This window comes from Rufibacter sp. XAAS-G3-1 (genome assembly GCF_013623775.1).
Lineage (GTDB): Bacteria > Bacteroidota > Bacteroidia > Cytophagales > Hymenobacteraceae > Nibribacter.
Window position 1 is genome coordinate 32,459 of sequence record NZ_JABFAM010000014.1, and the last position, 24,201, is coordinate 56,659.

Here is a 24,201-nt window from a genome sequence, read left to right on the forward strand (position 1 = left end):
GATTATTAGGTGCACGCCTTATGCTGTTCCCTCGGCTTGTCCGCTCTTTGCGTGGGTGCAGGTGCTGTATTGTTTCATCTTAGGCGGTATGCGCTCGGGGAAGACTGGAAAGGGAAAGTGGTAAAGAGTATTGGCTCTAGTATTTAATTCTTCTAGTATTTACCCTTACGTTAGCAGATACTCCCCCTTTGAAGGGGGCGAAGGGGGATGTTTACACCTGCCGGTTCACGCGTTCCTATTTTCTTGCAAAGGCGTATTCCCCTCCTGGGAGGGGCAGGGGTGGGTTCTGCATCATTCTTAAGAATACATGGTTTAAGTTTTGAACTTGCCCTAACAATGACCGGAAGTTTGAACCTTCCGTAAGACGAAAGCCTTAAGCCTGCTTTTGCTGAGAAAGGGTCGGTTTTACACCATCTCCTATGCATAATAGCGCAAAAATCTTCTGATATACGATTTCCCTCTTCACGCAAAAAGGTGCGTTTCAAGGCTATTTTCTAAGAAGTAGACCTAAAACGCACCTTCGGTACTTTACAAGAGAGATGACCAGGATTACAGCCTGAACTCTTTCTGCAGTTCCATGTTGATGGCGACACCGGCTTTGGTGCCTTCGGCGGCGGCTACAATCACGAGTTGCATGTCACGGGCGGCGTCTCCGGCTACGTAGAGGCCGGGCACGTTGGTCTGTTGGTGCTTGTAGGTTCTGACCACGCCTTTGCTGGTGAAGTCGCACTGGAGTTGGCGGGCCAGGTCTGAGCGTTGGTCTGCACCGGTGGAGAAAAACATGACCTCGCGGTTCTCTACCTGTCCGTTCCTGAGCACAATGCGCTGCATGTGCTTGCCTTCGCCCTCTATCCGTTCAATACCGGCGGTGTTTATCTGCACTTTGTTGCGGGCCAGGAGCTCGCGGTCTTCGCGGGTGAGGCGGTTGGTGCCGTCTGTGAACAGCATCACGTCACTGCTCCAGGTTTTGAGGGACAGCGAGAGACCAATGGCATCGCGGTTTTTGCCGTAGGCCGCCAAGGGCTTGTTTCGGGACTCAAACCCATCACAGTACGGGCAATGGTGGATGCTGCCGCCGTAGAACGGTTCTGCCCCCGGTATTTTAGGCCAGCGGTCACTTACCCCCGTGGCCAGCAGCACCTTTCTGGAAAGATACACCTGGTCATGCTCATCGGTGGCTTTGAACAGGTCGGCCTCCTTGGTGATCTGCACAATGCGGGTATGCTTGAAGGCTACCTCGTACTTTTCCAGGTCTTCGCGCCCCAGGCGCAGAAACTCTTGCGGCGGGGTTCCGTCGCGGCTTATGAAACCGTTCATGTTATGGGCATAGTGGTTCCGGTATTCGCCGGAATCAAACAGGGCTACCTTTCGCATGCAACGCCCCAGCAACATGGCTGCACTTAGCCCAGCCGGGCCTCCGCCCACAATCAATACATCATACATAGATATCTATCGCTTAACCAGTCATGGCTAAACGCATCTGGCAAAAAAGGGATGGCTTCTTAGGTGCTTTTTTTCGTTAGCTTGCCTGGTTTCTGGCTCATAGCAGGATTCAGACACCAAAACTTATCGCTTGTACTTGCCGGGGCATTGAGATTTATAAAAAATATAGTGCTTATGCATAACATTATCTAAATATCAATTCAATTTTTCTATATTTGGTTAGCAAATTCACACGAACCAAATACACTTATCCTTAACTAGCAAACGCATGAAAAGTAGATTTTTAGCCTTACTGGGCAGTGCTGTGCTCTCAGCGGGCGTCGCCAACGCAGGGGGCTTCCAGGCCAACCTACAGGGGCAGAAGCAAATAGGCATGGGGCACGTGGGTACTGGGCTGGTCTTAGACCAGAGCAGCATTTTCTTTAACCCCGGGGCGTTGGCCCACCTGCGCCAGAATGGTATTCAGCTAGGGGTGAGTGCGTTGAATGCCAAGATTGCGTACCGAGCACCTGCCCCGGCAATCAATGAGTCTTACACAGACAATCCGCTCAGCACGCCTTTTCAGGCGTATGCTTCTTTTGGGAAAGAGGATAGCCCGCTCCGTTTCGGGATTGGGGTGTATACGCCCTATGGCTCTTCTGTGAATTGGGGCAAGTCATGGCAGGGGCGCTTTGGCCTGAATGAACTGACGCTCCAGGCCATCTTCATTCAGCCTACCATCAGTTACCGGGTGTCTGATAAGTTGGGCATTGGGGCTGGTTTTGTGTACTCTACCGGTAGCGTGAACCTGCAGAGAAGCATTCCGCTGACCACCCAGTTGCCTTCTGGTTATTATGCCGAAGGTGGGGTAGAACTGGACGGTGCGGCCAGCGGCTTCGGGTTCAACGTGGGGGTTTTCTTCCAGCCTACCGAAAAGCTTTCCTTGGGCCTTACCTACCGGTCTAAGGTAGAAATGGAAGTAAAAGAGGGCGATGTTACCTTCGCGCTTCCGTCTTCCCCGTTGGTGACCAGCCAGTTCCAGGCCACTCAGTTTGACGCCAAACTTCCGTTGCCGGCCAACATTACCCTGGGGATTGGCTTTAAACCCACCGAGGCCCTTACCATTGGCGTTGACGTGCAGCGCGTGGCTTGGAGTGCCTACGAATCTCTGCGCTTTGACTACAATGCCGCCGTACGCGGGGAGATGTTTTCTGAAAGTCTCCGCAACTATGAAGATTCTTACATTTACCGCTTGGGAGCCCAGTACCGGGTTTCAGACATCTTGACCGTACGGGCCGGTGCCTACTATGACAACTCGCCGGTAGAGGCGGGTTACCTTACCCCAGAAACCCCAGATGCTGATTCAAGGGGAGTTTCTGCCGGTCTAACCCTGGCCCTCAGCGAGAAAGTAGACCTTGACGCTTCTTTTCTGTACATCAACAAGAAAGAGCGCACCGATGACGCCAGCAAGTCTGGTGGCGTGCCTGGTACTTACAAATCTGTGGCGTATATCCCTGGCGTAGGCCTCAATTACAAGTTTTAATTTAAAGTAACATGAAGAACGTATTCTATAGATGGGGCGCGACCGCGCTTCTTTCCAGCGCTTTCCTTTTTACCGGCTGTGAACCTGAGTTTGAGGACGACATTACCGTTAGCCGCGGCGACTTAGATTTAAGCAAGTACGTAGCCGTAGGAAACTCGCTTACCGCCGGTTACCAGGACAACGGCCTTTATTTGGAGGGACAGGCCTATTCCTACCCAAATATTTTGGCCAATCAGTTCAGTTACGCGGGCGGAGGGCCATTTGCGCAGCCTCTGTTCTCGCAGGCGCAAGGCAACGGTTCTGGTTATTTACGCTTGGCAGGCTTCACTGCTACTGGTTCTCCACTTCTGGTGCCGGTGACAGATTTCCTAGCCACTGAATCTGCGACAAGCCCCTTTTTCAAAGATGAGTTCACTACTGAGGTACAAAACTTCGGGATACCCGGCATTAGATTATCTGACATTAAAACGCCTGGTTACGGCAGCGCACAGGGCAACCCGTATTTTGAGCGGATTACGCCAGATGCCAATCAATTCCAAACGTACCTTGCCCGTGTTTCTGCCAGTAACCCCACCTTCTTCAGCTCTTGGTTAGGCAACAATGACGTGTTAGGGTATGCTACCGCTGGTGGCTTTTCCGGGACTATTACCCCAGTGGCAACGTTTACCTCTCTCTACACAGAGTTAATCACGGCCATGACCGCTAATGGTGCCGAAGGCATTGTGGCTACTATTCCAGATGTACGGTCAGTTCCTTTCTTTACCACAGTTGGGCCAACCGCAAAACCGCTGCTGACCGCCGCTGTGGCGGCGGCCCAAGCCCAGGGACTTCCCATTACGGGTGTATCGGCGCTTACCAAGAATACTCCTGCCCGCATTACTATTACTCCGGCCTCTATCAAAGATGCGTCTGGCGGAAGTATCCTGCTCACATTAACGTCTAGCGCCTACCTTCCCTTGATTGGACAGCCAACCGGCAGATACTGGCGCGAACTGGCCGCTTCGCAAAGCCCAACCAACGCAGCGGCAACACTACGGGGCTATCTTACCACTTTCCAGATTGACACCACCAGAGCGTTTGGGCTAGACCCAAGAAACCCAGTTCCTAGTGCCTTTGTGTTAGATGACACGGAACAAGCGGAAATCAACACGGCTACTATTGCCTATAACAATGCCATCAAGGCGCAGGCAACGGCTAAGAACCTGGCGGTATTTGACGCTTATGAGTTCTTCAACTCTATCCAAGGCGGGTTCATGCTGAATGGCGTGGCGTATTCTCCGGCTTTTATTACCGGTAATCTCTTCTCTTTAGATGGTGTACACCCTACGCAACGTGGGTATGCCATTATTGCCAATAGAATGATAGAAGCCATCAATGCGAAATACGGTGCTACCATTCCCACCATTGATGTCACTCAGTTTAGGGCGGTGCTTATCCCGTAGTTTGGCTTTTACTTATGCTCTTGTGAAAAGACCAGCCGTAGGGCTGGTCTTTTCTGTTGGCGGCCAAGAATGCGTCACAATCCCCTAAAAAAATCCTCGCTCTTATCTTCGCAATAGCATAACTTCGTATACCATCTACCTTAACGCTGAAATTATGAAAAACTACCCCTTACTTCTTCTCTTATTCTGCTGCGCCCTCTTCTTCAACGCCTGCAGCGACGATGACGATGCAACTCCTAACAAAGAGGATATGCTAATGAACAAGCGTTGGCAGATTACGGCTCTGGATGTAACTCTCCCATTTGTTGGCCCCCAAGATTTATATGCAGGTTTTGAGAACTGTGAGAAAGATAGCTTTGTAGAATTCAGGGGTAACGGAGTTCTAGTGGTAGACGAAGGAGCCATCAAGTGCAACAGTTCTGGCCCGCAACAGGTTACTGGTTCCTGGAAGTTGGAAGGAGATGTGTTGACCATTATGGGTGCCGGAGCCTCTTTTGGCTTACCTGTCAATGACTTGGAAGTCACCATAACAGACCTGTCAAGCACCCGCCTTGATGGAGAATTCTCCCAAAGTATTATTGATGGTACAGTCACCCTGGAGACCATGTAAGGCTACTTACGTTTCATCATACTTTATTTTAAAACAGAAGAGGGAGCCTAGGCTCCCTCTTCTGTTTTAAAGGCGTTTTTAGAAATCTAGCCGTAAAACGTCTAAGATCCTTACCGCTGTTTTCCTTCCATCTAAATCTTGCAGGTAGCAAACTCGCTTCTTTTTAGAAAAACAGCCCCAAAACGCTTAGTGCGCCTGCAACCAATTTTCGCCGGTACCCAAACCCACTTCCATAGGTACAGTAAGCGGGAAGGCGTTTTTCATGAGTTCTTCAATCTTGGGCTGCACCACGGTTAGTTCGTCTTTGAGCACGTCAAATACCAGTTCATCATGCACCTGTAGAATCATGCGGCTGGCTAGTTGCTCGTCGCGCAGCCACTGGTCTATGTGGATCATGGCAATCTTGATGATATCGGCAGCGGTGCCCTGGATGGGCGCGTTGATGGCGTTTCGTTCGGCGTAGCCCCTAATGTTCTGGTTCCGCGAGTTGATGTCGCGCAGGTACCGGCGGCGGCCCAGCAAGGTCTCTACAAATTCCTGGTCGCGGGCCTGGTTGATGGCGCTGTCCATGTACTCCTTTACGGCCGGGAACTCCTGGAAATAGGCTTCTATGATCTCAGCGGCCTCGCGGCGCGGAATGGCTAGACGCTCTGCCAGCCCGAAAGCGGAGATGCCGTAGATAATCCCGAAGTTGATGGTCTTGGCCTTGCGGCGCATGTCAGAATCTACCTGGTCAACGGGCACGTGGAACACCTTGGCCGCGGTAGAAGCGTGAATGTCCAGGCCGTTTTGGAAAGCCTCTTTCATGGTGGCGTCATTGCTGAAGTGCGCCATGATTCTTAGCTCAATCTGCGAGTAATCTGCGGAAAGCAGCACGTGGTTCTCGTCCCTCGGCACGAAGGCTTTTCTAATCTCACGGCCTTTCTCCGTCCGGATGGGAATGTTCTGCAGGTTGGGATTGGTGGAGCTCAAACGACCAGTAGCGGCCACGGCCTGGTTGTACGAGGTGTGCAGGCGGTTGTCTTCGTTGCACACCAAAGCCGGAAGCGCGTCTACGTACGTACTCTTCAATTTGGTTAACTGCCGATGATCCAGGATCAGCTGCACAATCTCGTGCTCAAAAGCCAGTTTAGATAGAATCTCTTCGCCAGTGGCGTATTGGCCGGTTTTGGTTTTCTTGATTTTGCTTCCGCCCAGGCCCATACGGTCAAACAGCACCTCGCCCAACTGCTTGGGAGACCCGATGTTGAATTCCATACCCGCCAGGTGGAAGATTTTCTGCTCAATTTCCTGGATGCTGGTTTGCAGCACAATGGAAGACTCAGCCAGCGCCTCGGCATCAATGCTCACGCCTTCGCGCTCCATGTGGCCCAGCACGCGCAGGAGCGGGTTCTCCACCTCATTGAATAGGCGTTTCAGGCCTTGTTTCTCTAAAAGAGGGTCAAAGTAGTTCTTGAGTTGCAGGGTGATGTCGGCATCCTCACAGGCGTACTCGTAAATCTGAAGGGCGGGCAATTTGTCCATGGTGAGTTGGTTCTTGCCTTTGCCCAGCAGCGTCTCAATGGCAATGGGGGTATAGTGCAGGTACGTTTCCGCGAGCAAATCCATGTTATGGCGCATGTCGGGCTCCAGAAGGTAATGGGCCAGCATGGTGTCATAAAGCGGCCCCTGCACGTCAATGCCGTAGCGTTGCAGCACCACCAGGTCATACTTGATGTTCTGCCCGATTTTGGTGATGGTGGGGCTTTCCAGTACTTCCTTGAACTCCTGCACAATGGCACGGGCCGCTTCCTCATCTTTGGGCGGAACCGGGATGTAATACGCCTCGCCGGGCAGATAACAGAACGAGATGCCTACCAAACGGGCCGTGATGGCGTCAATGCTGGTGGTCTCAGTATCAAAGGAAACCTCTTTCTGCAGTTTCAAATATTTGAGTAGCTGCGCGCGCTGTTCTGGAGTGGTGAGCAGGTGGTATTCGTGCAGGGTAGTATCAATGGTTCTGCGGGTGCCGGTCACGTATTCGCCCCCGGCGGTCTCCCCAGCCACGCCTTCTTCGGGAGCCATGGTTTCTGCTACCGGCATCTCAAACAGCGAGGTTTGCCCCATGGGTTTGTCAGACTTGAAGCCTTTGCCTACGGTAGGTTTGTTGGGCACGGGCTTGGGAACGGCGGGCGAGGCGGTGCCCAACACGCGCGTGGCCAGTTGCCGGAACTCCAACTCGTCAAACAAGGCGGCCAGCTTGTCCATGTCGGGGCCATCATAGCGTAAGCCTTCTTCGTCGAAGTCAATGGGCACGTCCAGGTGAATGGTGGCCAGTTCTTTGGACATGAGGCCCTGCTCCGCGAAGTTCACCACGTTCTCTTTCTGCTTGCCTTTGAGCTCGTGTGCGTTCGCGATCAGGTTCTCCACCGAGCCGTATTTCTGGATGAGCGTTTTCGCGGTCTTTTCGCCAATACCGGGTATTCCGGGGATGTTGTCCACGGCATCGCCCTGCAGGCCCAGAATGTCAATGACCTGCTTCACGTCGCTGATTTCCCAGCGCTCCAATACCTTGGGTTTGTCAATCACCTCAATGGCGTTGCCCAGAAAAGCCGGTTTGTAGACGAACACGTGGTCGGTGACCAGTTGGTAGTAGTCCTTGTCAGGCGTCATCATGAAGACATCGTAGCCGGCTTTCTCGGCTTTGCAGGAGAGGGTGCCAATGATGTCATCGGCCTCAAAGCCGTCCAGCATCATACCGGGGATTCCGAACGCCTCCACAATCTTCTTCACGTACGGAATGGCGATGGAGATGTCCTCGGGCATGGCCTGCCGGTTGGCCTTGTACTCCACAAAGCTATCGTGCCGGAACGTCTTGGAAGGTCCATCATAGCAGACGCCAATGTGGGTGGGCTTCTCGCGGTTGAGCAGGTCTACCAAGGTGTTGGTGAAGCCCAGGGCGGCCCCGGTGTTCATGCCTTTGGAGTTGATTCTGGGGTTCTTGCTGAAGGCGAAGTGGGCGCGGTAAATGAGCGCCATGGCGTCTAGCAGAAACAGGCGTTTGTCTGGTGTACTCATAGGGTAGCGAAGGTACGGGCAAAGCCGCGGCTGTGCAACGGTGTCTTTTATATTACTGCCGTACCCGCAGAAAGTTTGCGAGGTTCGTTTCAAGCCTATTTTTGAGAAAACAGGCCCAAAACGGATGCAGTGGAAGAACCCAAGACCTCACAGGTTTTCAAAACCTGTGAGGTCTCTCCGCTTAACTGCGCAATTACGCCAGATCCAAAGACCTCGTAGTGTCTGCCAGACCTACGAGGGTCTACGCCAGTTCCGTTTCAAGCCTGTTTTCCCCAAAACACCCTTAAAACTGGTTCCTGCCGGAGCGCCGCAAATGCCTGACCGTTCCGGCGACAAGAATCTTTAGAACTAACCAATTTATTAGTTAGTTTTGCTTATAGACCAAACCTAGCGATTCCATGCCTAAATTTAGATCTGGGGTTCTGTACGGAGACGAAGTGCAGGACTTATTCAAGTACGCCAACGACCATAACTTTGCCCTGCCGGCGGTCAACGTCATCGGGACTAACTCCATCAACGCAGTGTTGGAAACAGCCAAGGCGGTAAATTCTCCGGTCATTATCCAGTTCTCCCAAGGCGGCGCGCAGTTCTACGCGGGCAAAAGCCTGAGCAACGACGGCCAAGCCGCTTCCATTGCCGGTGCCATCTCGGGCGCGCACCACGTGCACCAACTGGCCGAAGCCTACGGCGTCACCGTAGTGCTGCACACCGACCACGCCGCCAAGAAACTGCTGCCCTGGATTGACGGCCTTTTAGATGCGGGCGAGAAATTCTACGCCCAACACGGCAAGCCTTTGTTCAGCTCCCACATGCTGGATTTGTCTGAGGAACCGATTGAAGAGAACATCGAGATTTCTGCCAGATACCTGGAGCGCATGGCCAAAATGGGCATGACCATTGAGATTGAACTGGGCGTAACCGGCGGCGAGGAAGACGGCGTAGACAACTCAGACATTGACAGCACGCACTTATACACCCAGCCAGAGCACGTAGCGTATGCCTACGAAGAACTAAACAAAATTAGCCACAGGTTTACCGTTGCCGCTGCTTTCGGGAACGTGCACGGTGTTTATAAGCCCGGTAACGTAGAACTTCGCCCTGAAATCCTGAAGAATTCACAGGTGTACATCCAGGAGAAATTCGGGACGCAGGAAAACCCGGTGTACTTCGTGTTCCACGGGGGTTCCGGTTCTGAGAAAGAGAAAATCACCGAAGCCATTGAGTACGGTGCCATCAAGATGAACATTGACACCGACATGCAGTGGGCGTTCTGGGACGGCATCAAAAACTACTACGAAGGCAAAAGAGACTACCTCCAAGCCCAGATTGGCAACCCTACCGGCGAAGACAGCCCGAACAAAAAGTACTATGACCCCCGCGTCTGGTTACGCGCCGGCGAAGAGACCTTTGTTACCCGCCTGAAAGAAGCCTTCCAAGACCTGAACTGCCTCAACCGCAACGCGGAATAATGTGCTAATTTTTCAATGTGCTGATGTGCTATCACATCGTGCAAAATAAAACAGAGAAGCCGATCCAGTTGGATCGGCTTCTCTGTTTTAGGGTCGTGTTATTCACAAATATTTGGCCCGAGCAGGTTTCACAACTTTCCCCAGTTCCAGTCTTTCCCGAGCGCGCCTCGCTTTCGGCCTTAGATTGGCAAAACTAAGAGCAAAGAACTGTTCAGGCCGAAAGGGCAGTGCGCGAGGGGAAGGCAGGGGCCCGCGGCCGTGAGCGCTTAGCGGAACAGGTGAAACAATACAGCACTTGTACCCACGCAACAAACGGACAAGCCAAGGGAACAGCAAACTACATGCACCAAACCAAAAAAGCGTTTTAGGCTTACTTTTAGCAAAGATCGCCTAAAACGCTTTCTATATTCTTAAGAACAGAGTTTCCTTCTAATTACAGCATCTTTACCATTCTGAACCGGCTCCGCCGCCGCCAAAGCTACCGCCGCCAAAGCCACCGAAACCACCGCCGCCGCCTCCTCCAAAGCCACCACCACCGCCCCCAAAGATGCCGCGGCCGCCGGAGAAGTCTCCGAAGATAACCGGTGGGAAGAACGGCCCGCCTAAAGTGCGCATGCCTCTGCGGCCACCCCGTCCGCCACCGCCTTTACGGCTAATGATGAAGATGAGAATCATGATGCCAATGATAATCCAGAGCATGGAAAAGCCGCCTTCACCCTCACCTTGCGGTTTAGGGTCTGCTTTGTATTCGCCACTGGCCACGTCAATGATGAAACTGGTGCCTTTGTCTAAGCCCGCGTAGTAGTTGCCTTGCTGGTACTCGGGTTTGATGGTGTACTCAGTGATGCGTTTGGCAATGGCGTCTGGCACCACACCTTCCATGCCGTAACCGGTGGCAATGAACACTCTACGTTCATTTACCGCGGTAAGAATGAGAATACCGTTGTTCTTGCCTTGTTGCCCAATGCCCCACTGCTCGGCTAGCTTAAAGGCGTAATCTGAGATGTCATAGCCACCAATGGACGTGATGTTGACCACGGCAACCTGGGTGGAGGTACTGTCATTGTAGTTGACCAGTTTTTGCTCCAGGGCCTGTTCTTCTTCGGGAGAAAGGATGTTGGCCAGGTCATTGACCAGGCGCGGCGGGGAAGGACGCGGCGGAAAGTCCTGCGCCAGCGCTAGTCCTGCCCAAAGCCACAATACCCCCAGAAGCCAGATAGATTTTCTCATTTAGTTGCGGTTCTCGTCCAGGTTTCTACCAAAGGAGATATCATCAGACAGCTCATTGATATCTTTATGGTCTCCGGCATACGGGAAGTAGCTTTTCAGTTGCTCGCCCGCCATGGTGATGCCTTTTTTGAGGCCTTCGGCGTACATGCCTTCCTTGAAGTCTGCAATGACGCTTTTGTTGATGTTTACCCAAAAATCCTTCGGCACCACGGCGTTGATACCCGCATCGCCTAACACGGCGAACTTGTGGCTCTTCATGGCTACGTAGAACAACACCCCGTTGCGCAGTTTGGTCTGGTGCATGTGCAGGTAGGCAAACACCTGGGTGGCCCTGTCCAGCACCTCGCCTTCGCAGGTATCCTCAATGTGCACCCGCACCTCGCCCGAGGTGTTGCGCTCAGCTTCCTGAATGGCCTCTACAATAATGGCTTCGTCTGCTTCAGTGATGGTATCGCGGGGCATGGTGTGGGGAGTTCTGAGTCTTGAGTGATGAGTCCTGAGTCAATAGGAACTTCTGTTTAGGGGCTGTTTTTGTAAAAACAGCCCCTAAACAGAAGTTAATGTCTTGCTACTTGATACGTGCTACCAATTTAGAACTGTACCGTAGGGGCATTTTGGGCACCGGCAGCAGCCTCAAAGTAGCCTTTTTTCTCAAACCCGAACCAACCAGCGAAGAAATTACGCGGGAATGCCCTAATGTAGGTATTGTAGTCCTGCACGGTGGCGTTGAATTTCTGCCTTTCCACCGAGATGCGGTTTTCTGTGCCCTCCAACTGCGCCTGTAGTTCCAGGAAGTTCTGGTTGGCTTTCAGGTCTGGGTAGGCTTCGGCGGTCGCCATTAAGCGCGACAGCGAACCGCTCAACTGGCCTTGCACCTCCTGGAAGCGCTGGATGTTCTCGGGCGTCAACTGGTCGGCGTTCAGTTGGATGCTGGTGGCTTTGGAGCGGGCTTCTATAACTTGGGTAAGGGTTTCCTTCTCAAAGTTGGCGGCTCCTTTTACGGTGTTTACCAGGTTAGGCACCAGATCTGCGCGGCGTTGGTAGGAGTTCTGCACCTGTGCCCACTGGCCGGAGACTTGCTCGTCTTTCTGCACCATTTCATTGTATCCGCAGGAACTCTGGGACACCAGAATCACGAAGCCCACCAGGTAAAGCAATAGTTTTTTCATAGTTCAGTTGTTTATTCAGAATGGAAGGTAATGCACATGCGTAACAGTAGCCGTAGCAACCTCTATACGTAGTAACGGCAGAAAATGTGCGTTTTTACCGCAATTTCCTGAAAACGGGCCTAAAACACAACTTCTGCCACAGCTACCCAAGTGCTTTTTTAAAGGTACGAAGGTTCTGGTTAAATATTCAAAAAAGGCTATTAATAATTTAGGTTATATCCTTTTAAGTCGTTTTCCTGTTTCCCCAATGTGCAGGAAAACCACAGGAATTGCGTAGCTTGTGATGAAAAGCCTTCTTTTAAAGTAGTATGAAAGCAGTAATTCCGGTGGCTGGCATGGGGGCTCGCTTACGGCCCCACACCCACACCCAACCCAAGGCACTGGTTCCTGTTGCCGGCAAAGCCATTCTGGGGCATATCATTGAGCATTTACAGGCCGCGGGCATCACGCACTTTGTGCTGGTAATAGGCTACTTAGGCGAGAAGATCATGCACTACGTGCAGCGCAAATACCCGCACCTTGACGTTGAGTTTGTAGTGCAGCAGCCCCGCGAGGGCCTGGGCCATGCGCTGTGGGCCGCCCGCGAGACGTTCCGGCACGAGAAAGACGTGCTCATCCAGCTGGGTGACACCATTGTAGACGTAGACATGCAGCAGCTCTTCACGCCTGGGCACACCATGCTGGCCGTAAAACCAGTGAAAACCCCTACCATGTTCGGGATTGCCGAAATGGACAACGAGGGCTTTATCACCAAAGTGATTGAGAAACCCAAGATTCCCAAATCGAACTTCGCGCTGGTGGGCCTCTACAAAATAGCGCACCCGGCCAAATTAGCCGAAGCCCTGGAATACATTGTGACCAATAACATCCGGACGCAGGACGAGCACCACCTCACCGATGCCCTCATGCACATGATTCAGCACGGCGAGAAAATGGTGTCTTTGCAAGTAGACCAGTGGTTTGACTGCGGCCGCAAAGACACGCTGCTCCAGGCCAACGCCACCCTGCTCAACCGTCCCGAGTTCCGGCGCGCCGGGTACCCCGAGTTTCCCAATACCATCATCATTCCGCCGGTGAGCATTGGCAAAGGCGTGCAGATCTCCAATTCCATTGTGGGGCCCAACGTGGCCATTGGCGAAAGCGCCATCCTCAACTACACCATTGTGCGCAACTCCATCATTGGTGGCTACGCCGAGATTGGCTACGCCGTGCTGGAGGACTCGCTGGTTGGCTCAGACTCCGCTTTGAAAGGCCTAAGCCAGCGCCTGAACATTGGCGACAGTACTGAGATTGATTTCAGCCATTGATTCTGCGTAGCACGTATCAGGTAGCAAGACTTTCGGCTAAAACAGATTTACTAACTTACAAGGGTGTTCGTATGGGAAATTCATCTTGCTACCTGATACGTGCTACCTGTGATACCAAAAAATGAACAGAATCACCCAACTTTTCAACATCCAATACCCCATCATCCAGGCCGGCATGATCTGGTGCAGCGGCTGGGAACTGGCCTCGGCGGTGAGCAACGCCGGTGGGCTGGGCCTCATTGGGGCCGGTTCCATGTACCCAGATACGTTGCGTGAGCACATTCAAAAATGTAAAGCTGCCACAGACAAACCCTTCGGGGTGAACGTGCCGCTGCTGTACCCAGATTTGGACGAGCATTTCAGGATCATCATGGAAGAGAAAGTGCCGGTGGTGGTGACTTCGGCGGGAAACCCGAAGACCTGGACGAAGAAACTACAAGACAATGGCGCCAAGGTTATCCACGTGGTGAGCAACGTCAAGTTCGCGCGCAAGTGCGAAGAAGCGGGCGTAGACGCCATTGTGGCCGAAGGGTTTGAAGCCGGGGGCCATAACGGCCGCGAGGAAACCACCACGTTCTGCCTTATCCCGCTGGTGCGCCAGGCGGTGAATCTGCCGTTGATTGCCGCCGGTGGCATTGCCAACGGGGCGGGTATCTTTGGGGCCTTAGCTTTAGGGGCCGAGGGGGTACAAGTGGGCAGCCGGTTTGTAGCCAGCGTGGAGTCCAGCGCGCACCAGAGCTTTAAAGACCGCGTGGTTTCTGCCCAGGAAGGAGACACCGAACTTTCCTTGAAGCAACTCACGCCCGTGCGCCTGCTCAAAAACAAATTCTACCAAGACGTAAAAGCCGCCGAGCTGCGGGGAGCTTCTAACTTAGAGTTGGCTGAACTACTAGGTTCCCGCCGGGCCAAGCGCGGCATGTACGAAGGGGATCTGGAGGAAGGCGAACTGGAAATTGGTCAGGCGGCGGCCATAGTGAAAGACATTAAACCTGCCGGAGACATTCTGCGCGAGATGTGGGAGGAATTTGAGGCGGCGAAAGCACGGTTCTGCGGAGAGTGGCGGTAACACGCTCCCCTATAAAAGTAATTTTCTCCTTTTATCATCCTGAAAGGATCTTGTGAGCAAACTAGGAAAGCGTTGTAGTAAACGCTATTACCGTTCGCTCACAAGATCTTTCCAAGAGGACAAAAAAGAGTAGTATGCAATACATGTATTTTAATACCCTCCTGTTGCATCTACTCCGTATAGTTAAACATGACTAGTATCAAAGAATATATAACCATTGATAAGGATGTGCTAGCAGGCCAAGCTGTCTTCAAAGGGACAAGGGTTACCATTGAAACATTGTTTGCCCATCTGGAAAAAGGTGTTTCTTTGGACGAGTTCCTAAAAGATTTTCCATCAGTTAAAAAGGAGCAGGCGGTCGCGGTATTAGGCATTGCGGAAAACTGGTGACGTCCAAAAATATTGAGAAGCTGTATGAAACTGCTGCTTGATGAGAACTTACCCAAACGCCTAAAACTCGACTTCCCGGAACACGAAATCTTTCCGGTAAGTGACAAGGGCTGGAACGGGAAAAAGAACGGAGAACCCAGGCAATTACTCCTGACGGAGCGCTTTGACGGCCTGCTTGCTTTTGACAAGAACCTACAGTTTCAGCAAAATTTCAAGAAGTATGCCGTTCCTTTTTTTGCCCTGAATGCTCCAGGCAATACGTATACTACGCTGAAGACGCTTGTACCCGCTATCAGAGAAACCCTGCGTGACCCTTTAAAAGCAGGTTCAACCATAATCAACGCTTAAATTGCCCCAGAACCTCCTCACCGCCGCCCTTGCCCAACACGTCTCGCTTACGCCCGAGGAGGAATCGGCATTTCTGGCCATCTGTACCGCGCAGCAAGCCAAAAAGAAGGAATACCTGTTGCGTACCGGTGAACCCAACCACGTCCTCTACTTCGTGCAACGCGGGTGCCTTAGGTCGTTCATCATAGACCAGGCGGGCAAAGAGGTGAACCTGGAATTTGCGGTGGAGAACTACTGGATCAGTGATGTGGCGTTCAACAAACCCGCGCTTTTGTCCATTCAGGCCCTGGAAGCTACGCAGTACGTGCAGATCAACAGCAATGCCTTTGACCAACTCACGCAGGAGCATCCTGTTTTCAACCTGTTTTACAGAAAACTGCTCCAAAACGGGTACTTCGCGTTCAAGAAACGGGTGCTCTCTGGCATGACCCAAACGGCCGCCGAGAACTACCGCGATTTCCTGCTCAAATACCCAGACCTGGGGCAGCGTATTCCGCAGTACCACATTGCCTCTTATTTGGGCATCACGCCGGAGTTCTTCAGCACCATCAAATCTGAGGGGCTGGATCTCTACCTGCAGGCCATTTCTTAAACTACCTTATTCTTTTTGGCTGCTCCTCTCCCGACCTTTGTATGGTGAATCTGAGGCGGCGGCAGCGTTGTTTTATAGGCCCCTGCCCCCAACAGTTCACCCCCCCTTTTTCACGCCAAAAAGCAACATCCGTGGAGAGACGAACTTTCATAAAAACCGTTGCAGGAGGAGCAATCGCGATGACTACTTTACCCGCATTCAGAAAATTTACCGAGGATTTGACGCCTCAGGATTATACCATGCCGGTGCTCTTCATTGGGCACGGCTCGCCCATGAACGGCATTGAAGACAACGAGTTCAGCCAGCGTTGGAAGAAGATGGCGCAGGAGATTCCCACGCCCAAGGCGGTGCTGGTGGTATCGGCGCACTGGTTTACCAAGGGCACCAGAATCACGGCCATGGACTTCCCGCAGACCATCCATGACTTCGGCGGCTTCCCGCAGGAGTTGTTCGCGGTGCAGTACCCTTCGCCCGGCGATGCCGCCCTGGCCAAAGAAACGGCTTCCTTGATTAAAAGCGCGGAAGTGGAACTTGACCATGACTGGGGATTAGACCATGGCGCCTGGACTATCATCCGGCACATGTACCCCGAGGCCAACATTCCGGTACTACAGCTCAGCATTGACTACACCAAAGGCCCCGCTTACCACTATGAACTGGCCCAGGAACTGACCGCGCTGCGCAAGAAGGGCGTCTTAATTGTGGGCAGCGGCAACATGGTGCACAACCTGCGCATGGTAGACTGGGAACTGATCAACGGCGGCGGCTATGACTGGACGCACACCATCAACGAGAAATTCAAAGAGCTCATCCTCAACCGTGACCACCAGCCGCTCATCAACTACCAGACCCTGGGCAAAGAAGCCTTACTGGCGATTCCCACGGTAGAACATTACCTACCGCTTCTGTACACCTTGGGCTTACAGGGGAAAGACGAGGAGGCCTCGTTCTTCAACGACAAGATGGTGGGTGGTTCTTTGACCATGACCTCCGTAAAAATTGGTGCCTAACTTTCTGGCGGAGCCTGCTCTATAGTAAGATAAGCCGATCTGTTTCAGGCCTATTCCGCTGTAAACGCCTTAAAAACGCTTGTTGCCAGAACCTTTATTCTAGGGGAGCCTAGCTGTTGGCTCATTGGTCATAAGCGATGATCATGAGCTATAAAATAAAAAGAGGCCGGAGCGTTTCCGGCCTCTTTTCATGAAAACAAGGTCAAACTAGATATGCTAACCCAGTTTCCCACTCACGGATACAGCAGGTACTTCTTGCGCATCTCTTTGTACGCTTTCAGCCCCGGCTCCCACGTCTTCCGGATCTCTGCCTCGGGCATACCCGCCATGATCTGCTGCCGGAAATCGGCCACGCCGGCCAGTCGTTCAATCACACCCATTTGTTTGCTGTACGAAGAGTCAAAGAACCGCGCTTTCTCTGGATACGCTTTGTAGAGTTCTATCATCCAGCTTAAATTGATCTGGCGCTTTTTGCGCAGTTGCTCCACGTCATAGGTACGCAAGTCCAGGCCGTAGCAGACCTCGTTCATGTGCAGCGGGGTTTCGCTCATGCCTTGGATGCTGACGGGGGTAAAGGTGAAGTCGTATTTGCCTTTAAGGGCTGGTGCGCCTAAAACGGCAAACGGCATGTGCGTGCCGCGCCCCTGGCTGATGATGGTGCCCTCAAACAGACACAGGCTGGGGTACAGCATCACAGATTGCGGCGTGTTCAGGTTGGGCGAGGGGTTCACCGGCAGTACGTACGGCATATCATGGTGGTAATTGGCCAGTTTGATGATGCTGAGTTTGTTTAGTTTCAGGCCTTTCTCCATCCAACCTTCGCCGTTCACCATTTGGGCAAACTCGCCTACCGTGAGTCCGTGCGCAATGGGGATAGGGAACTGCCCGATGCCCGATTTGTACTTCATATCCAAAATGGGGCCATCAATCATGTACCCGTGCGGGTTGGGCCGATCCAGCACCATCATTTCCACGTTGTGCTCGGCGGCGGCTTCCATCACATCGCGCAGCGTGTTGATGTTGGTGTAGAAGCGCACGCCTACGTCCTGAATGTCATAGATGAGCACGTCCACGCCCGCCAGGTCTTCTTTGCTGGGCTTTTTCTTTTTGCCGTACAGCGAGATGATGGGAAGGCCGGTTTTCGCGTCTACCTCGTCGCCCACGTGCGCGCCGTTGCTGGCATTTCCTCTAAAGCCATGTTCCGGCCCGAATACCTTCACAATCTGAATCCCCGCTGCCAACAAACTATCCACGCTGGGCTTCCCGCCGATGGTGGAAGATTGGTTTACCACCATGGCTACTTTCTTGCCCTTCAGGTACGGCACGTATTTCTCGGTCTGGTCTGCCCCGGTGATAAGGCCTGGTTTGGCTTTGGCCGAGGGGGAACTGCTTTGCGCAGGAGTAGTGGTTGTGGGCGCAGCCGATTTGGTGCAGGAGCCGTTCGCCAGGATGACTGTAAGCAGCCCGAGCGACAGGAGAGATAGCAAGGATTTATTCATGGTTGGAGAGAGGTTTAGCTTGATACGAGCAATGAACTGAAGGATAGTAGCTAAGGTAGTGAGTTATCTGCTTCTTGGGAAGGATTCTAAGAAAATTTAAAAAGTAAGTATTCTATAGTATGAAAGCTCTACCGGTATCCCGCTAGCCTTTTATAGCCTTTGCTTATTACAAATGAGTATCTTTGTTCTAAAAGTATAAATGCCTAATCTATACATTATAGCAGGTTGTAATGGGGCCGGAAAAACGACGGCTTCCTTTACTGTGCTGCCCGAGATGTTAGATTGCCGGGAATTCGTGAATGCAGATGAAATTGCCCGGGGGCTTTCCCCGTTTCAACCGGAAAAGGTTGCTATAGATGCGGCAAGAATCATGTTGCAACGAATACAGGAACTGCTGAAGAAAGGAGAAGATTTTGCCATAGAAACAACCCTCTCTACTAGAAGCTATGCCCAAACCATCAAACACGCAAAGGAGCTAGGTTACCGCATCACACTTATCTACTTCTGGCTCAGCACCCCTGAACTGGCCATTGAAAGGGTTAAGGCAAGAGTAGCAGAAGGAGGACACAACATTCCGGAAGAGGTAGTCCGTAGACGATACAGGAAAGGGATTTACAATTTATATGAATTGTTCATTCCATTGTGCCATTACTGGATGTTGATTGATAACTCTCAAACCCCGTATACTGTGATTGCCGAAGGCATAAAGAATGAGGAGTTTACCGTTTACGTTCCTGAAACCTGGATCATGCTTAAAGAAAAGCACTAATGGAAAAAGAAAATTCAAATACTGAAGAACTCAAAAATAAGATTCTGAAAGGCCTTGACCTGGCTTTCATAAAACTGATACAGGCTAAACAAAAGGTTGATGGAGAATTAGTGTTCTCAAAAGATGGCAAAATAATTCGAGTGAAGGCGTCTGATCTTTAAACGCAATTCTCTTTCTTAAAACCAAAAGAGGCCGAAAACATACGTTTCCAGCCTCTTTTCTATAAAATTGCTTTAAACCAGCAGACTATTCTTTGTCAATCAACTCCACGCTACGCTTCACAAACGCTGTAAGAGCAGCACCAGAAAGCATGTTCTGCGACAGCAACGCCAGGTCATAGGCCTGTTTAGCAATTTTCTCACCGCGCGCATCGTCGCCTTTCAGGATGCGGTGGTTGATGGGGTGGTTGGCGTTGATGGTCACGTTGTACATGTCGGGTAGGTTGCCCATCATCATCATGCCGCCACCGCCGCCCATGCGGTTCATGTCTTTCATGCGGCGCATGAACTCAGGCAATGTGATAATCACCGGCTGGTCATCTACGCTTAAAGCCTCCACACCCACGGTCATGCTCTGGTTGGCGATGGCTTTCTCAAACAACTCCTTTAAACGCGTGGTCTCGTCTTCCGACAAAACGCTTTCCGGCTTGGCGTCGGTCTGGATCAGTTTGTCGATCGTGTCGGCGTCTACGCGTTTTAGGGTTGTTTTCTCCAATTTCTGCTCTAACTGGCCAATGAAGTGCGGGTCAATCATGGTGTCCAGCTTCACCACGTCATAGTTGCGGTTCTGGGCGGTCTCAATGAAGGCGTGCTGCTTCTCGGGGTCAGTGGTGTACAAGATCACCAGGTTGCCGTCTTTGTCGGTTTGGTTGGCCTGTACCAGGGCGCGGTATTCCTCTAGCGTAGAATACTTGCCTTCGGTGTTCTGCAGCAGCGCGAAGTCTTTGGCTTTGTCGTAGAACTTGTCGTCTGACAGCATGCCGTACTTCACGAATACCGAGATATCGTTCCACTTCTCTTCGTAGGCGGTGCGGTCTTTTTTGTAGATCTCGTTCAATTTATCGGCCACCTTCCGGGTGATGTAGGTGTTGATTTTCTTCACGTTGGCATCGGCCTGTAAGAAGGAGCGGCTTACGTTCAACGGAATGTCCGGGGAGTCAATCACGCCGTGCAACAGCATCAGGAACTCCGGCACCACGTCTTTCACCTCGTCGGTGATGAACACCTGGCGGCTATAGAGCTGGATTTTGTTTTTCTGGAAATCGAACTCATTCTTCACCTTCGGGAAGTACAGGATACCGGTCAGGTTGAACGGATAATCCACGTTGAGGTGAATCCAGAACAGCGGGTCTTCAGAGAACGGATACAGTTCTTTGTAGAAGTTCTTGTAATCCTCATCGGTTAAATCTGAAGGAGATTTTGTCCAGATGGGGTTCGGGTTGTTGATGGCCTCCCCGTTGAACTCCACCGGAATGGGCAGGAACTTGCAGTATTTGTTCAAAATAGTCTGCAGACGGGCCTCTTCCAAAAACTCCTCAGAATCTTCGGCGATGTTCAGGATCACATCCGTTCCGCGCTCGGTTCTGGTTCCGTTGGTGATGGTGAACTCCGTAGAACCGTCACAGATCCAGTGCGCAGGCTCCGCGCCGTCTGCGTGTGACAAGGTGTCAATCTCCACGGTGCCGGCCACCATAAACGCCGAGTAGAACCCAAGACCGAACTGCCCGATGATTTGGCTTTTGTCGGCGTTAGAGTCTTTGTAGCGCTCCACAAACTCAGTGGCGCCCGAGAAGGCAATCTGGTTGATGTACTTCTTGATTTCTTCGGCAGTCATCCCAATCCCGTTGTCAGAGATGATGATCTGCTTTTTCTCTTTGTCTACCTTCACGGTCACCTTCAGCTCGCCCAAATCGCCTTTCAGCTCACCAATGCTGCTGAGGCTTTTGGCTTTCTGGCTCGCATCCACGGCGTTGGACACCAACTCACGCAAGAAAATCTCGTGGTCTGAGTACAAGAATTTCTTGATGATGGGGAAAATGTTCTCGGTGTGAATCGAAATCGTGCCTTTTTCTTCCATTTCCTTATCTATAAAATAATGATGTGTGTTGCCGTTTTGTGAAAGAGCCTTGGCAAAAGCTGTTCCAGCAAAGGCAAAAGTGACAGGATGGCAGAAATTAAGACGAATGATTGAACGCACGGCCCTCCTGAGCATTCAAGATGAATTGAGGGCAATCCCTGGTGGTTGTTCTTCGCGCGTTATTGCTATCGTGCCTGACAAGGGCAACCACCAGGGATTGCCCCTACAACTGCAGTAGATTTCCAGCCGAAATTTGGAATATTACGTTATATTTGTGGATAACTGTTTTTCGTGTGCGAATTCTTCGGAACATAAGTGCCTACCTCTTGCTCCTGCTGTTTATGCGGGTGATGGTGCCTGACAAGGTACTGGTGGCTCTGCACGCCCACACGCACACAGAGCACAAAGCCCACGACGAGAACCGGCCGCATGTAGATAACAAGCACACGCACTGTCCTACGGCGGAGTTATTTGACACACCGTTTCAGTCTTCTGAAAACGCGGTAGCCTTTACCGCACCAGTGCCCCTTGTGGATAGCTACCAGGCTGGCTCTGCTTTTGTCTGGAAGTTCAGCTATCCGCATACCGCCTCTCCGCGCGGCCCACCCGCCAAGTACCTTTCTTAGCATTTTCCTTCGGGATGAACTGCCTGGCTTTTCCATGTTCGGTTGTTTTAGGGCTATTTTCCTGAAAACAGGCCAGAAATGACCGTCTACCCCCGAAGAACGTTTGGAGGACGCTCCTCCTGTTTTTCCATTCTTTTTTCTTACTGAGTTGCGCAAATACTTAAACTATTGTGTGCTGCTACTTCTGTGCGTAAGGTTGGCTATGGCTGACACATTCGCGCAAAATGGCCCTGTGCCTGTCCTTTCAGATGCCCCGTCTAATGAAGATTGCGGCATCACCCTATCGGGCAAGGTGACAGACCATGAAGACCGCAGCCCATTGATTGGGGCCACCGTGGTACTGGAAGGCACCCCCCACACCAGCATCACTGATGCCAACGGTCACTACCATTTCCATGACCTGTGCCCCGGCACGTACCGGCTGGTGGTGTCTTACATTGGCTACACGCCTGAACGGCTGGCGAAGCTTGTTCGGTCACCAGAGGTAATCAACTTCCGGCTGCACCCAGACGCCCTGCAACTACATTCTGTGGAGATCAAGGTAGCACGGCAGCGGGAACAGCTTACCCAGGCCACCAGTCAGCTAAGCGGACAAGACCTGAGGCAGACGCATGGACAGTCACTGGCCCAGTCTTTGGAACGAATAACGGGGATTACCACCATCCAGACCGGGCCCAGCATTGCCAAACCCGTGATCCACGGCATGCACAGCAACCGCGTGCTAGTCATGAACAACGGCGTGCGCCACGAGGCCCAGCAATGGGGTTCTGAACACGCGCCCGAGATTGACCCGTTTGTGGCGTCTGAACTGACCGTGGTGAAAGGGGCTGCCGGCGTACGCTACGGGGCCGATGCCATTGGCGGCGTGATTCTGGTACAGCCCAAACCACTGAGAGATTCGGCCGGAACCAGTGCCGAGCTGAATTTGGTAGGGGTGAGCCACAACCGTCAAGGCGCGGTGTCTGGTATGGCAGAAAGCAACCCGGCGGGTATCCCTTCGCTGAGTTGGCGTTTGCAAGGCACGCTCAGAAAGGCAGGCAACAGCAAAACCCCAGACTACTATCTGGCCAACACCGGCTACCAGGAGCAGAACTTCTCGGCGGCCGCTGGCTGGACGCGGGAGAAGTACGGGGTAGATGCGTATTTCAGCCGTTTTGACACCAAGGTAGGCGTGTTCTCGGCCTCGCACGTGGGCAACCTCACCGATATCCGCAACGCTCTGCAACGGGAGCGCCCGGAACCAGAGGCTGACTTCACCTATGCCATTGGGGTGCCGTACCAGAACGTGACGCATGACTTGCTGCGCCTGCACGGGTTTTATCGCACCGGGCCTGCCAGTCGGTTGCTTTTCACCTACGCCCGGCAGTACAACCAGCGCGAGGAATTTGACGCCCACGGTGACCAAAGCAGACCCGGGCTTCGGTTTGAGATTACCACGCACAGCAGTGAGGCCCTCTGGGAACATCCGCTTATCTGGAACCTGAAAGGGAGCATAGGGGCCACGTACCAGTACCAGTTCAACCGGTACGAGGGAAGGTTCTTTGTGCCTTTCTTTCAGAGCCACACCGGCGGGCTGTTCTGGATTGAGCATTGGGAGAAAGGCAAGTGGCACGTAGAGGCAGGCCTTCGGTACGATTACCGGTACCTGCAGGCCAAGCTGTACCGCAAAGACACGCCGCAGAGAACCGGCCAGTCTGCGTTGGACAACGAGCTGCTCACACCCACGCATCGGTTCCAGAACCTGTCTGGTACGCTGGGCGCCATCTACCACTTCGGGCCGCACCTGGACTTGAGCCTGAATGCTTCTACGGCTTGGCGTTCGCCTACCACCAGCGAACTGTACAGCAACGGCATTCACCACGGCACCGGTACGTACGAGTACGGTAACGCTGCTTTGGGTGTGGAGCGGGCGTACAATTTCATGGCTACGCTGGCCTACGTGCAGAACAAGCGCCTGAACGGCGAAATAAGTGTGTACCACAACTACCTAGACAATTACATCTACCAGGAGCCCGACACGGTGCCTACCCTCACCATTAGGGGGGCTTTCCTGACGGCGCGGCAAAAACAAACCAATGCCACCTTCTCCGGCGTAGATGTGAGTGCGTCTTACCAGTTGGCGGATCGCCTGCTTTTCGCCACCAAAGCGTCTCTGGTGCGGGCCTATAACCGTACTGCTAATGAGTACCTCATCTGGATTCCTTCTGACCGCTACGAGAACAGCCTGCGCTATTCTGTAGACCGGCTGGGAGCCCAAGGAGTATTTGCGCAAAACTTTATTTCTGTCAGCGGCCTGGCCGTGCCCCGGCAGCGCCACATCCCAGACCATTACCTGGCCCGGGATTACGCCATGCCACCGGTCGGCTATTTCCTGCTGAATGCCGAGGCCGGCACCACCCTGCACTTCGGGCAACAGCAGATAGAGGTAGGCCTGATTGGCCGCAACCTCTTGAACACCGCCTACCGCGATTACCTGAACCGTTTCCGGTATTACGCCGATGAAATAGGCCGGTCTATTACCCTACGGGTGAGTATCCCGTTGAATTTCTAACCAGACTTTTCACTTGATTAAAATT

Annotated in this window: 21 protein-coding genes; 14 read left to right on the plus strand and 7 right to left on the minus strand. The window is 52.5% G+C overall.

From position 1 onward, the window contains the following. Positions 1-549: 549 nt before the first annotated feature. Positions 550-1,443: an NAD(P)/FAD-dependent oxidoreductase gene (locus tag HHO50_RS15830; protein WP_181307243.1), complete on the minus strand. Its 894-nt coding sequence runs from the start codon at positions 1,441-1,443 to the stop codon at positions 550-552. A gap of 268 nt (positions 1,444-1,711) precedes the next feature. Here HHO50_RS15830 and HHO50_RS15835 point away from each other — a divergent pair, with 268 nt between their 5' ends. The 3 genes from HHO50_RS15835 to HHO50_RS15845 all read left to right on the plus strand — a co-directional run bounded on the left by HHO50_RS15835 (position 1,712) and on the right by HHO50_RS15845 (position 5,017). Then, positions 1,712-2,965: an OmpP1/FadL family transporter gene (locus HHO50_RS15835; RefSeq protein ID WP_181307245.1), complete on the plus strand. Its 1,254-nt coding sequence runs from the start codon at positions 1,712-1,714 to the stop codon at positions 2,963-2,965. Positions 2,966-2,976: 11 nt separating this feature from the next. Further along, complete coding sequence (locus tag HHO50_RS15840; RefSeq protein ID WP_181307247.1) at positions 2,977-4,407, plus strand: SGNH/GDSL hydrolase family protein; 1,431 nt, start codon at positions 2,977-2,979, stop codon at positions 4,405-4,407. 154 nt (positions 4,408-4,561) lie between these two features. Next, a complete protein-coding gene (locus HHO50_RS15845; RefSeq protein ID WP_181307249.1) occupies positions 4,562-5,017 on the plus strand; it encodes a hypothetical protein in 456 nt (151 codons plus the stop codon). Positions 5,018-5,203: 186 nt separating this feature from the next. Here HHO50_RS15845 and polA read toward each other — a convergent pair whose 3' ends face one another. After that, positions 5,204-8,074, minus strand: a complete 2,871-nt coding sequence (gene polA / locus HHO50_RS15850) for a DNA polymerase I (protein WP_181307251.1) — start codon at positions 8,072-8,074, stop codon at positions 5,204-5,206. A gap of 398 nt (positions 8,075-8,472) precedes the next feature. Between polA and fbaA the strand changes: the two genes are divergently transcribed. Continuing rightward, complete coding sequence (gene fbaA / locus HHO50_RS15855; protein ID WP_181307253.1) at positions 8,473-9,543, plus strand: class II fructose-bisphosphate aldolase; 1,071 nt, start codon at positions 8,473-8,475, stop codon at positions 9,541-9,543. 444 nt (positions 9,544-9,987) lie between these two features. Here the strand turns inward: fbaA and HHO50_RS15860 are convergent, their stop codons facing one another. The 3 genes from HHO50_RS15860 to HHO50_RS15870 form a co-directional block, all read right to left on the minus strand. Continuing rightward, positions 9,988-10,773 (minus strand): YgcG family protein, encoded by a 786-nt coding sequence (locus HHO50_RS15860; protein ID WP_181307255.1) that lies wholly within the window; start codon positions 10,771-10,773, stop codon positions 9,988-9,990. Continuing rightward, positions 10,774-11,235, minus strand: a complete 462-nt coding sequence (locus HHO50_RS15865; RefSeq protein ID WP_181307257.1) for a TPM domain-containing protein — start codon at positions 11,233-11,235, stop codon at positions 10,774-10,776. A 128-nt stretch (positions 11,236-11,363) separates the two neighbouring features. Beyond that, positions 11,364-11,942, minus strand: a complete 579-nt coding sequence (locus HHO50_RS15870; RefSeq protein WP_181307259.1) for a LemA family protein — start codon at positions 11,940-11,942, stop codon at positions 11,364-11,366. 308 nt (positions 11,943-12,250) lie between these two features. Here HHO50_RS15870 and HHO50_RS15875 point away from each other — a divergent pair, with 308 nt between their 5' ends. From HHO50_RS15875 to ygiD, 6 genes are all read left to right on the plus strand, one after another. After that, positions 12,251-13,249 carry a sugar phosphate nucleotidyltransferase gene (locus HHO50_RS15875; RefSeq protein WP_181307261.1) on the plus strand — a complete coding sequence of 333 codons (999 nt, stop codon included), beginning with the start codon at positions 12,251-12,253 and terminating at the stop codon, positions 13,247-13,249. A gap of 121 nt (positions 13,250-13,370) precedes the next feature. Beyond that, complete coding sequence (locus HHO50_RS15880; RefSeq protein WP_181307269.1) at positions 13,371-14,315, plus strand: nitronate monooxygenase family protein; 945 nt, start codon at positions 13,371-13,373, stop codon at positions 14,313-14,315. 189 nt (positions 14,316-14,504) lie between these two features. Beyond that, complete coding sequence (locus HHO50_RS15885; protein ID WP_255478775.1) at positions 14,505-14,705, plus strand: DUF433 domain-containing protein; 201 nt, start codon at positions 14,505-14,507, stop codon at positions 14,703-14,705. 24 nt (positions 14,706-14,729) lie between these two features. Continuing rightward, complete coding sequence (locus HHO50_RS15890) at positions 14,730-15,053, plus strand: hypothetical protein (protein ID WP_181307271.1); 324 nt, start codon at positions 14,730-14,732, stop codon at positions 15,051-15,053. A gap of 1 nt (position 15,054) precedes the next feature. Then, the gene (locus HHO50_RS15895; RefSeq protein ID WP_181307273.1) at positions 15,055-15,645 is read left to right on the plus strand and encodes a Crp/Fnr family transcriptional regulator; all 591 of its coding nucleotides are present in this window, start codon (positions 15,055-15,057) and stop codon (positions 15,643-15,645) included. A 179-nt stretch (positions 15,646-15,824) separates the two neighbouring features. Further along, a complete protein-coding gene (gene ygiD, locus HHO50_RS15900; RefSeq protein WP_181307275.1) occupies positions 15,825-16,655 on the plus strand; it encodes a 4,5-DOPA dioxygenase extradiol in 831 nt (276 codons plus the stop codon). A gap of 233 nt (positions 16,656-16,888) precedes the next feature. Here the strand turns inward: ygiD and HHO50_RS15905 are convergent, their stop codons facing one another. After that, positions 16,889-18,154 (minus strand): exo-beta-N-acetylmuramidase NamZ domain-containing protein, encoded by a 1,266-nt coding sequence (locus HHO50_RS15905; RefSeq protein ID WP_181307277.1) that lies wholly within the window; start codon positions 18,152-18,154, stop codon positions 16,889-16,891. Positions 18,155-18,353: 199 nt separating this feature from the next. Between HHO50_RS15905 and HHO50_RS15910 the strand changes: the two genes are divergently transcribed. Beyond that, positions 18,354-18,923, plus strand: coding sequence for a zeta toxin family protein (locus HHO50_RS15910; RefSeq protein WP_181307279.1), 570 nt, complete (start codon positions 18,354-18,356; stop codon positions 18,921-18,923). Beyond that, positions 18,923-19,084: a hypothetical protein gene (locus HHO50_RS15915; protein WP_181307281.1), complete on the plus strand. Its 162-nt coding sequence runs from the start codon at positions 18,923-18,925 to the stop codon at positions 19,082-19,084. Before HHO50_RS15910 ends, HHO50_RS15915 begins: the two co-directional genes overlap by 1 nt. 85 nt (positions 19,085-19,169) lie before the next feature. Here HHO50_RS15915 and htpG read toward each other — a convergent pair whose 3' ends face one another. Next, positions 19,170-20,999, minus strand: a complete 1,830-nt coding sequence (gene htpG / locus HHO50_RS15920; protein WP_181307283.1) for a molecular chaperone HtpG — start codon at positions 20,997-20,999, stop codon at positions 19,170-19,172. Positions 21,000-21,292: 293 nt separating this feature from the next. On the opposite strand from htpG, the gene HHO50_RS15925 reads away from it, so the two are divergent. Together HHO50_RS15925 and HHO50_RS15930 are read left to right on the plus strand one after the other, a co-directional pair. Then, on the plus strand, positions 21,293-21,625 hold the full coding sequence (locus HHO50_RS15925; RefSeq protein WP_181307285.1) for a hypothetical protein: 333 nt from the start codon (positions 21,293-21,295) through the stop codon (positions 21,623-21,625). A gap of 202 nt (positions 21,626-21,827) precedes the next feature. After that, positions 21,828-24,176, plus strand: coding sequence for a TonB-dependent receptor (locus HHO50_RS15930; protein ID WP_181307288.1), 2,349 nt, complete (start codon positions 21,828-21,830; stop codon positions 24,174-24,176). Positions 24,177-24,201: the final 25 nt, after the last annotated feature.

Bases quoted from the DNA above. Each gene is read 5' to 3' on its own strand.
- HHO50_RS15830 (WP_181307243.1), bottom strand. From the start codon at position 1,443: ATGTATGATGTATTGATTGTGGGCGGAGGCCCGGCTGGGCTAAGTGCA.
- HHO50_RS15835 (WP_181307245.1), top strand. From the start codon at position 1,712: ATGAAAAGTAGATTTTTAGCCTTACTGGGCAGTGCTGTGCTCTCAGCG.
- HHO50_RS15840 (WP_181307247.1), top strand. From the start codon at position 2,977: ATGAAGAACGTATTCTATAGATGGGGCGCGACCGCGCTTCTTTCCAGC.
- HHO50_RS15845 (WP_181307249.1), top strand. From the start codon at position 4,562: ATGAAAAACTACCCCTTACTTCTTCTCTTATTCTGCTGCGCCCTCTTC.
- polA (WP_181307251.1), bottom strand. From the start codon at position 8,074: ATGAGTACACCAGACAAACGCCTGTTTCTGCTAGACGCCATGGCGCTC.
- fbaA (WP_181307253.1), top strand. From the start codon at position 8,473: ATGCCTAAATTTAGATCTGGGGTTCTGTACGGAGACGAAGTGCAGGAC.
- HHO50_RS15860 (WP_181307255.1), bottom strand. From the start codon at position 10,773: ATGAGAAAATCTATCTGGCTTCTGGGGGTATTGTGGCTTTGGGCAGGA.
- HHO50_RS15865 (WP_181307257.1), bottom strand. From the start codon at position 11,235: ATGCCCCGCGATACCATCACTGAAGCAGACGAAGCCATTATTGTAGAG.
- HHO50_RS15870 (WP_181307259.1), bottom strand. From the start codon at position 11,942: ATGAAAAAACTATTGCTTTACCTGGTGGGCTTCGTGATTCTGGTGTCC.
- HHO50_RS15875 (WP_181307261.1), top strand. From the start codon at position 12,251: ATGAAAGCAGTAATTCCGGTGGCTGGCATGGGGGCTCGCTTACGGCCC.
- HHO50_RS15880 (WP_181307269.1), top strand. From the start codon at position 13,371: ATGAACAGAATCACCCAACTTTTCAACATCCAATACCCCATCATCCAG.
- HHO50_RS15885 (WP_255478775.1), top strand. From the start codon at position 14,505: ATGACTAGTATCAAAGAATATATAACCATTGATAAGGATGTGCTAGCA.
- HHO50_RS15890 (WP_181307271.1), top strand. From the start codon at position 14,730: ATGAAACTGCTGCTTGATGAGAACTTACCCAAACGCCTAAAACTCGAC.
- ygiD (WP_181307275.1), top strand. From the start codon at position 15,825: ATGACTACTTTACCCGCATTCAGAAAATTTACCGAGGATTTGACGCCT.
- HHO50_RS15905 (WP_181307277.1), bottom strand. From the start codon at position 18,154: ATGAATAAATCCTTGCTATCTCTCCTGTCGCTCGGGCTGCTTACAGTC.
- HHO50_RS15910 (WP_181307279.1), top strand. From the start codon at position 18,354: ATGCCTAATCTATACATTATAGCAGGTTGTAATGGGGCCGGAAAAACG.
- HHO50_RS15915 (WP_181307281.1), top strand. From the start codon at position 18,923: ATGGAAAAAGAAAATTCAAATACTGAAGAACTCAAAAATAAGATTCTG.
- htpG (WP_181307283.1), bottom strand. From the start codon at position 20,999: ATGGAAGAAAAAGGCACGATTTCGATTCACACCGAGAACATTTTCCCC.
- HHO50_RS15930 (WP_181307288.1), top strand. From the start codon at position 21,828: ATGGCTGACACATTCGCGCAAAATGGCCCTGTGCCTGTCCTTTCAGAT.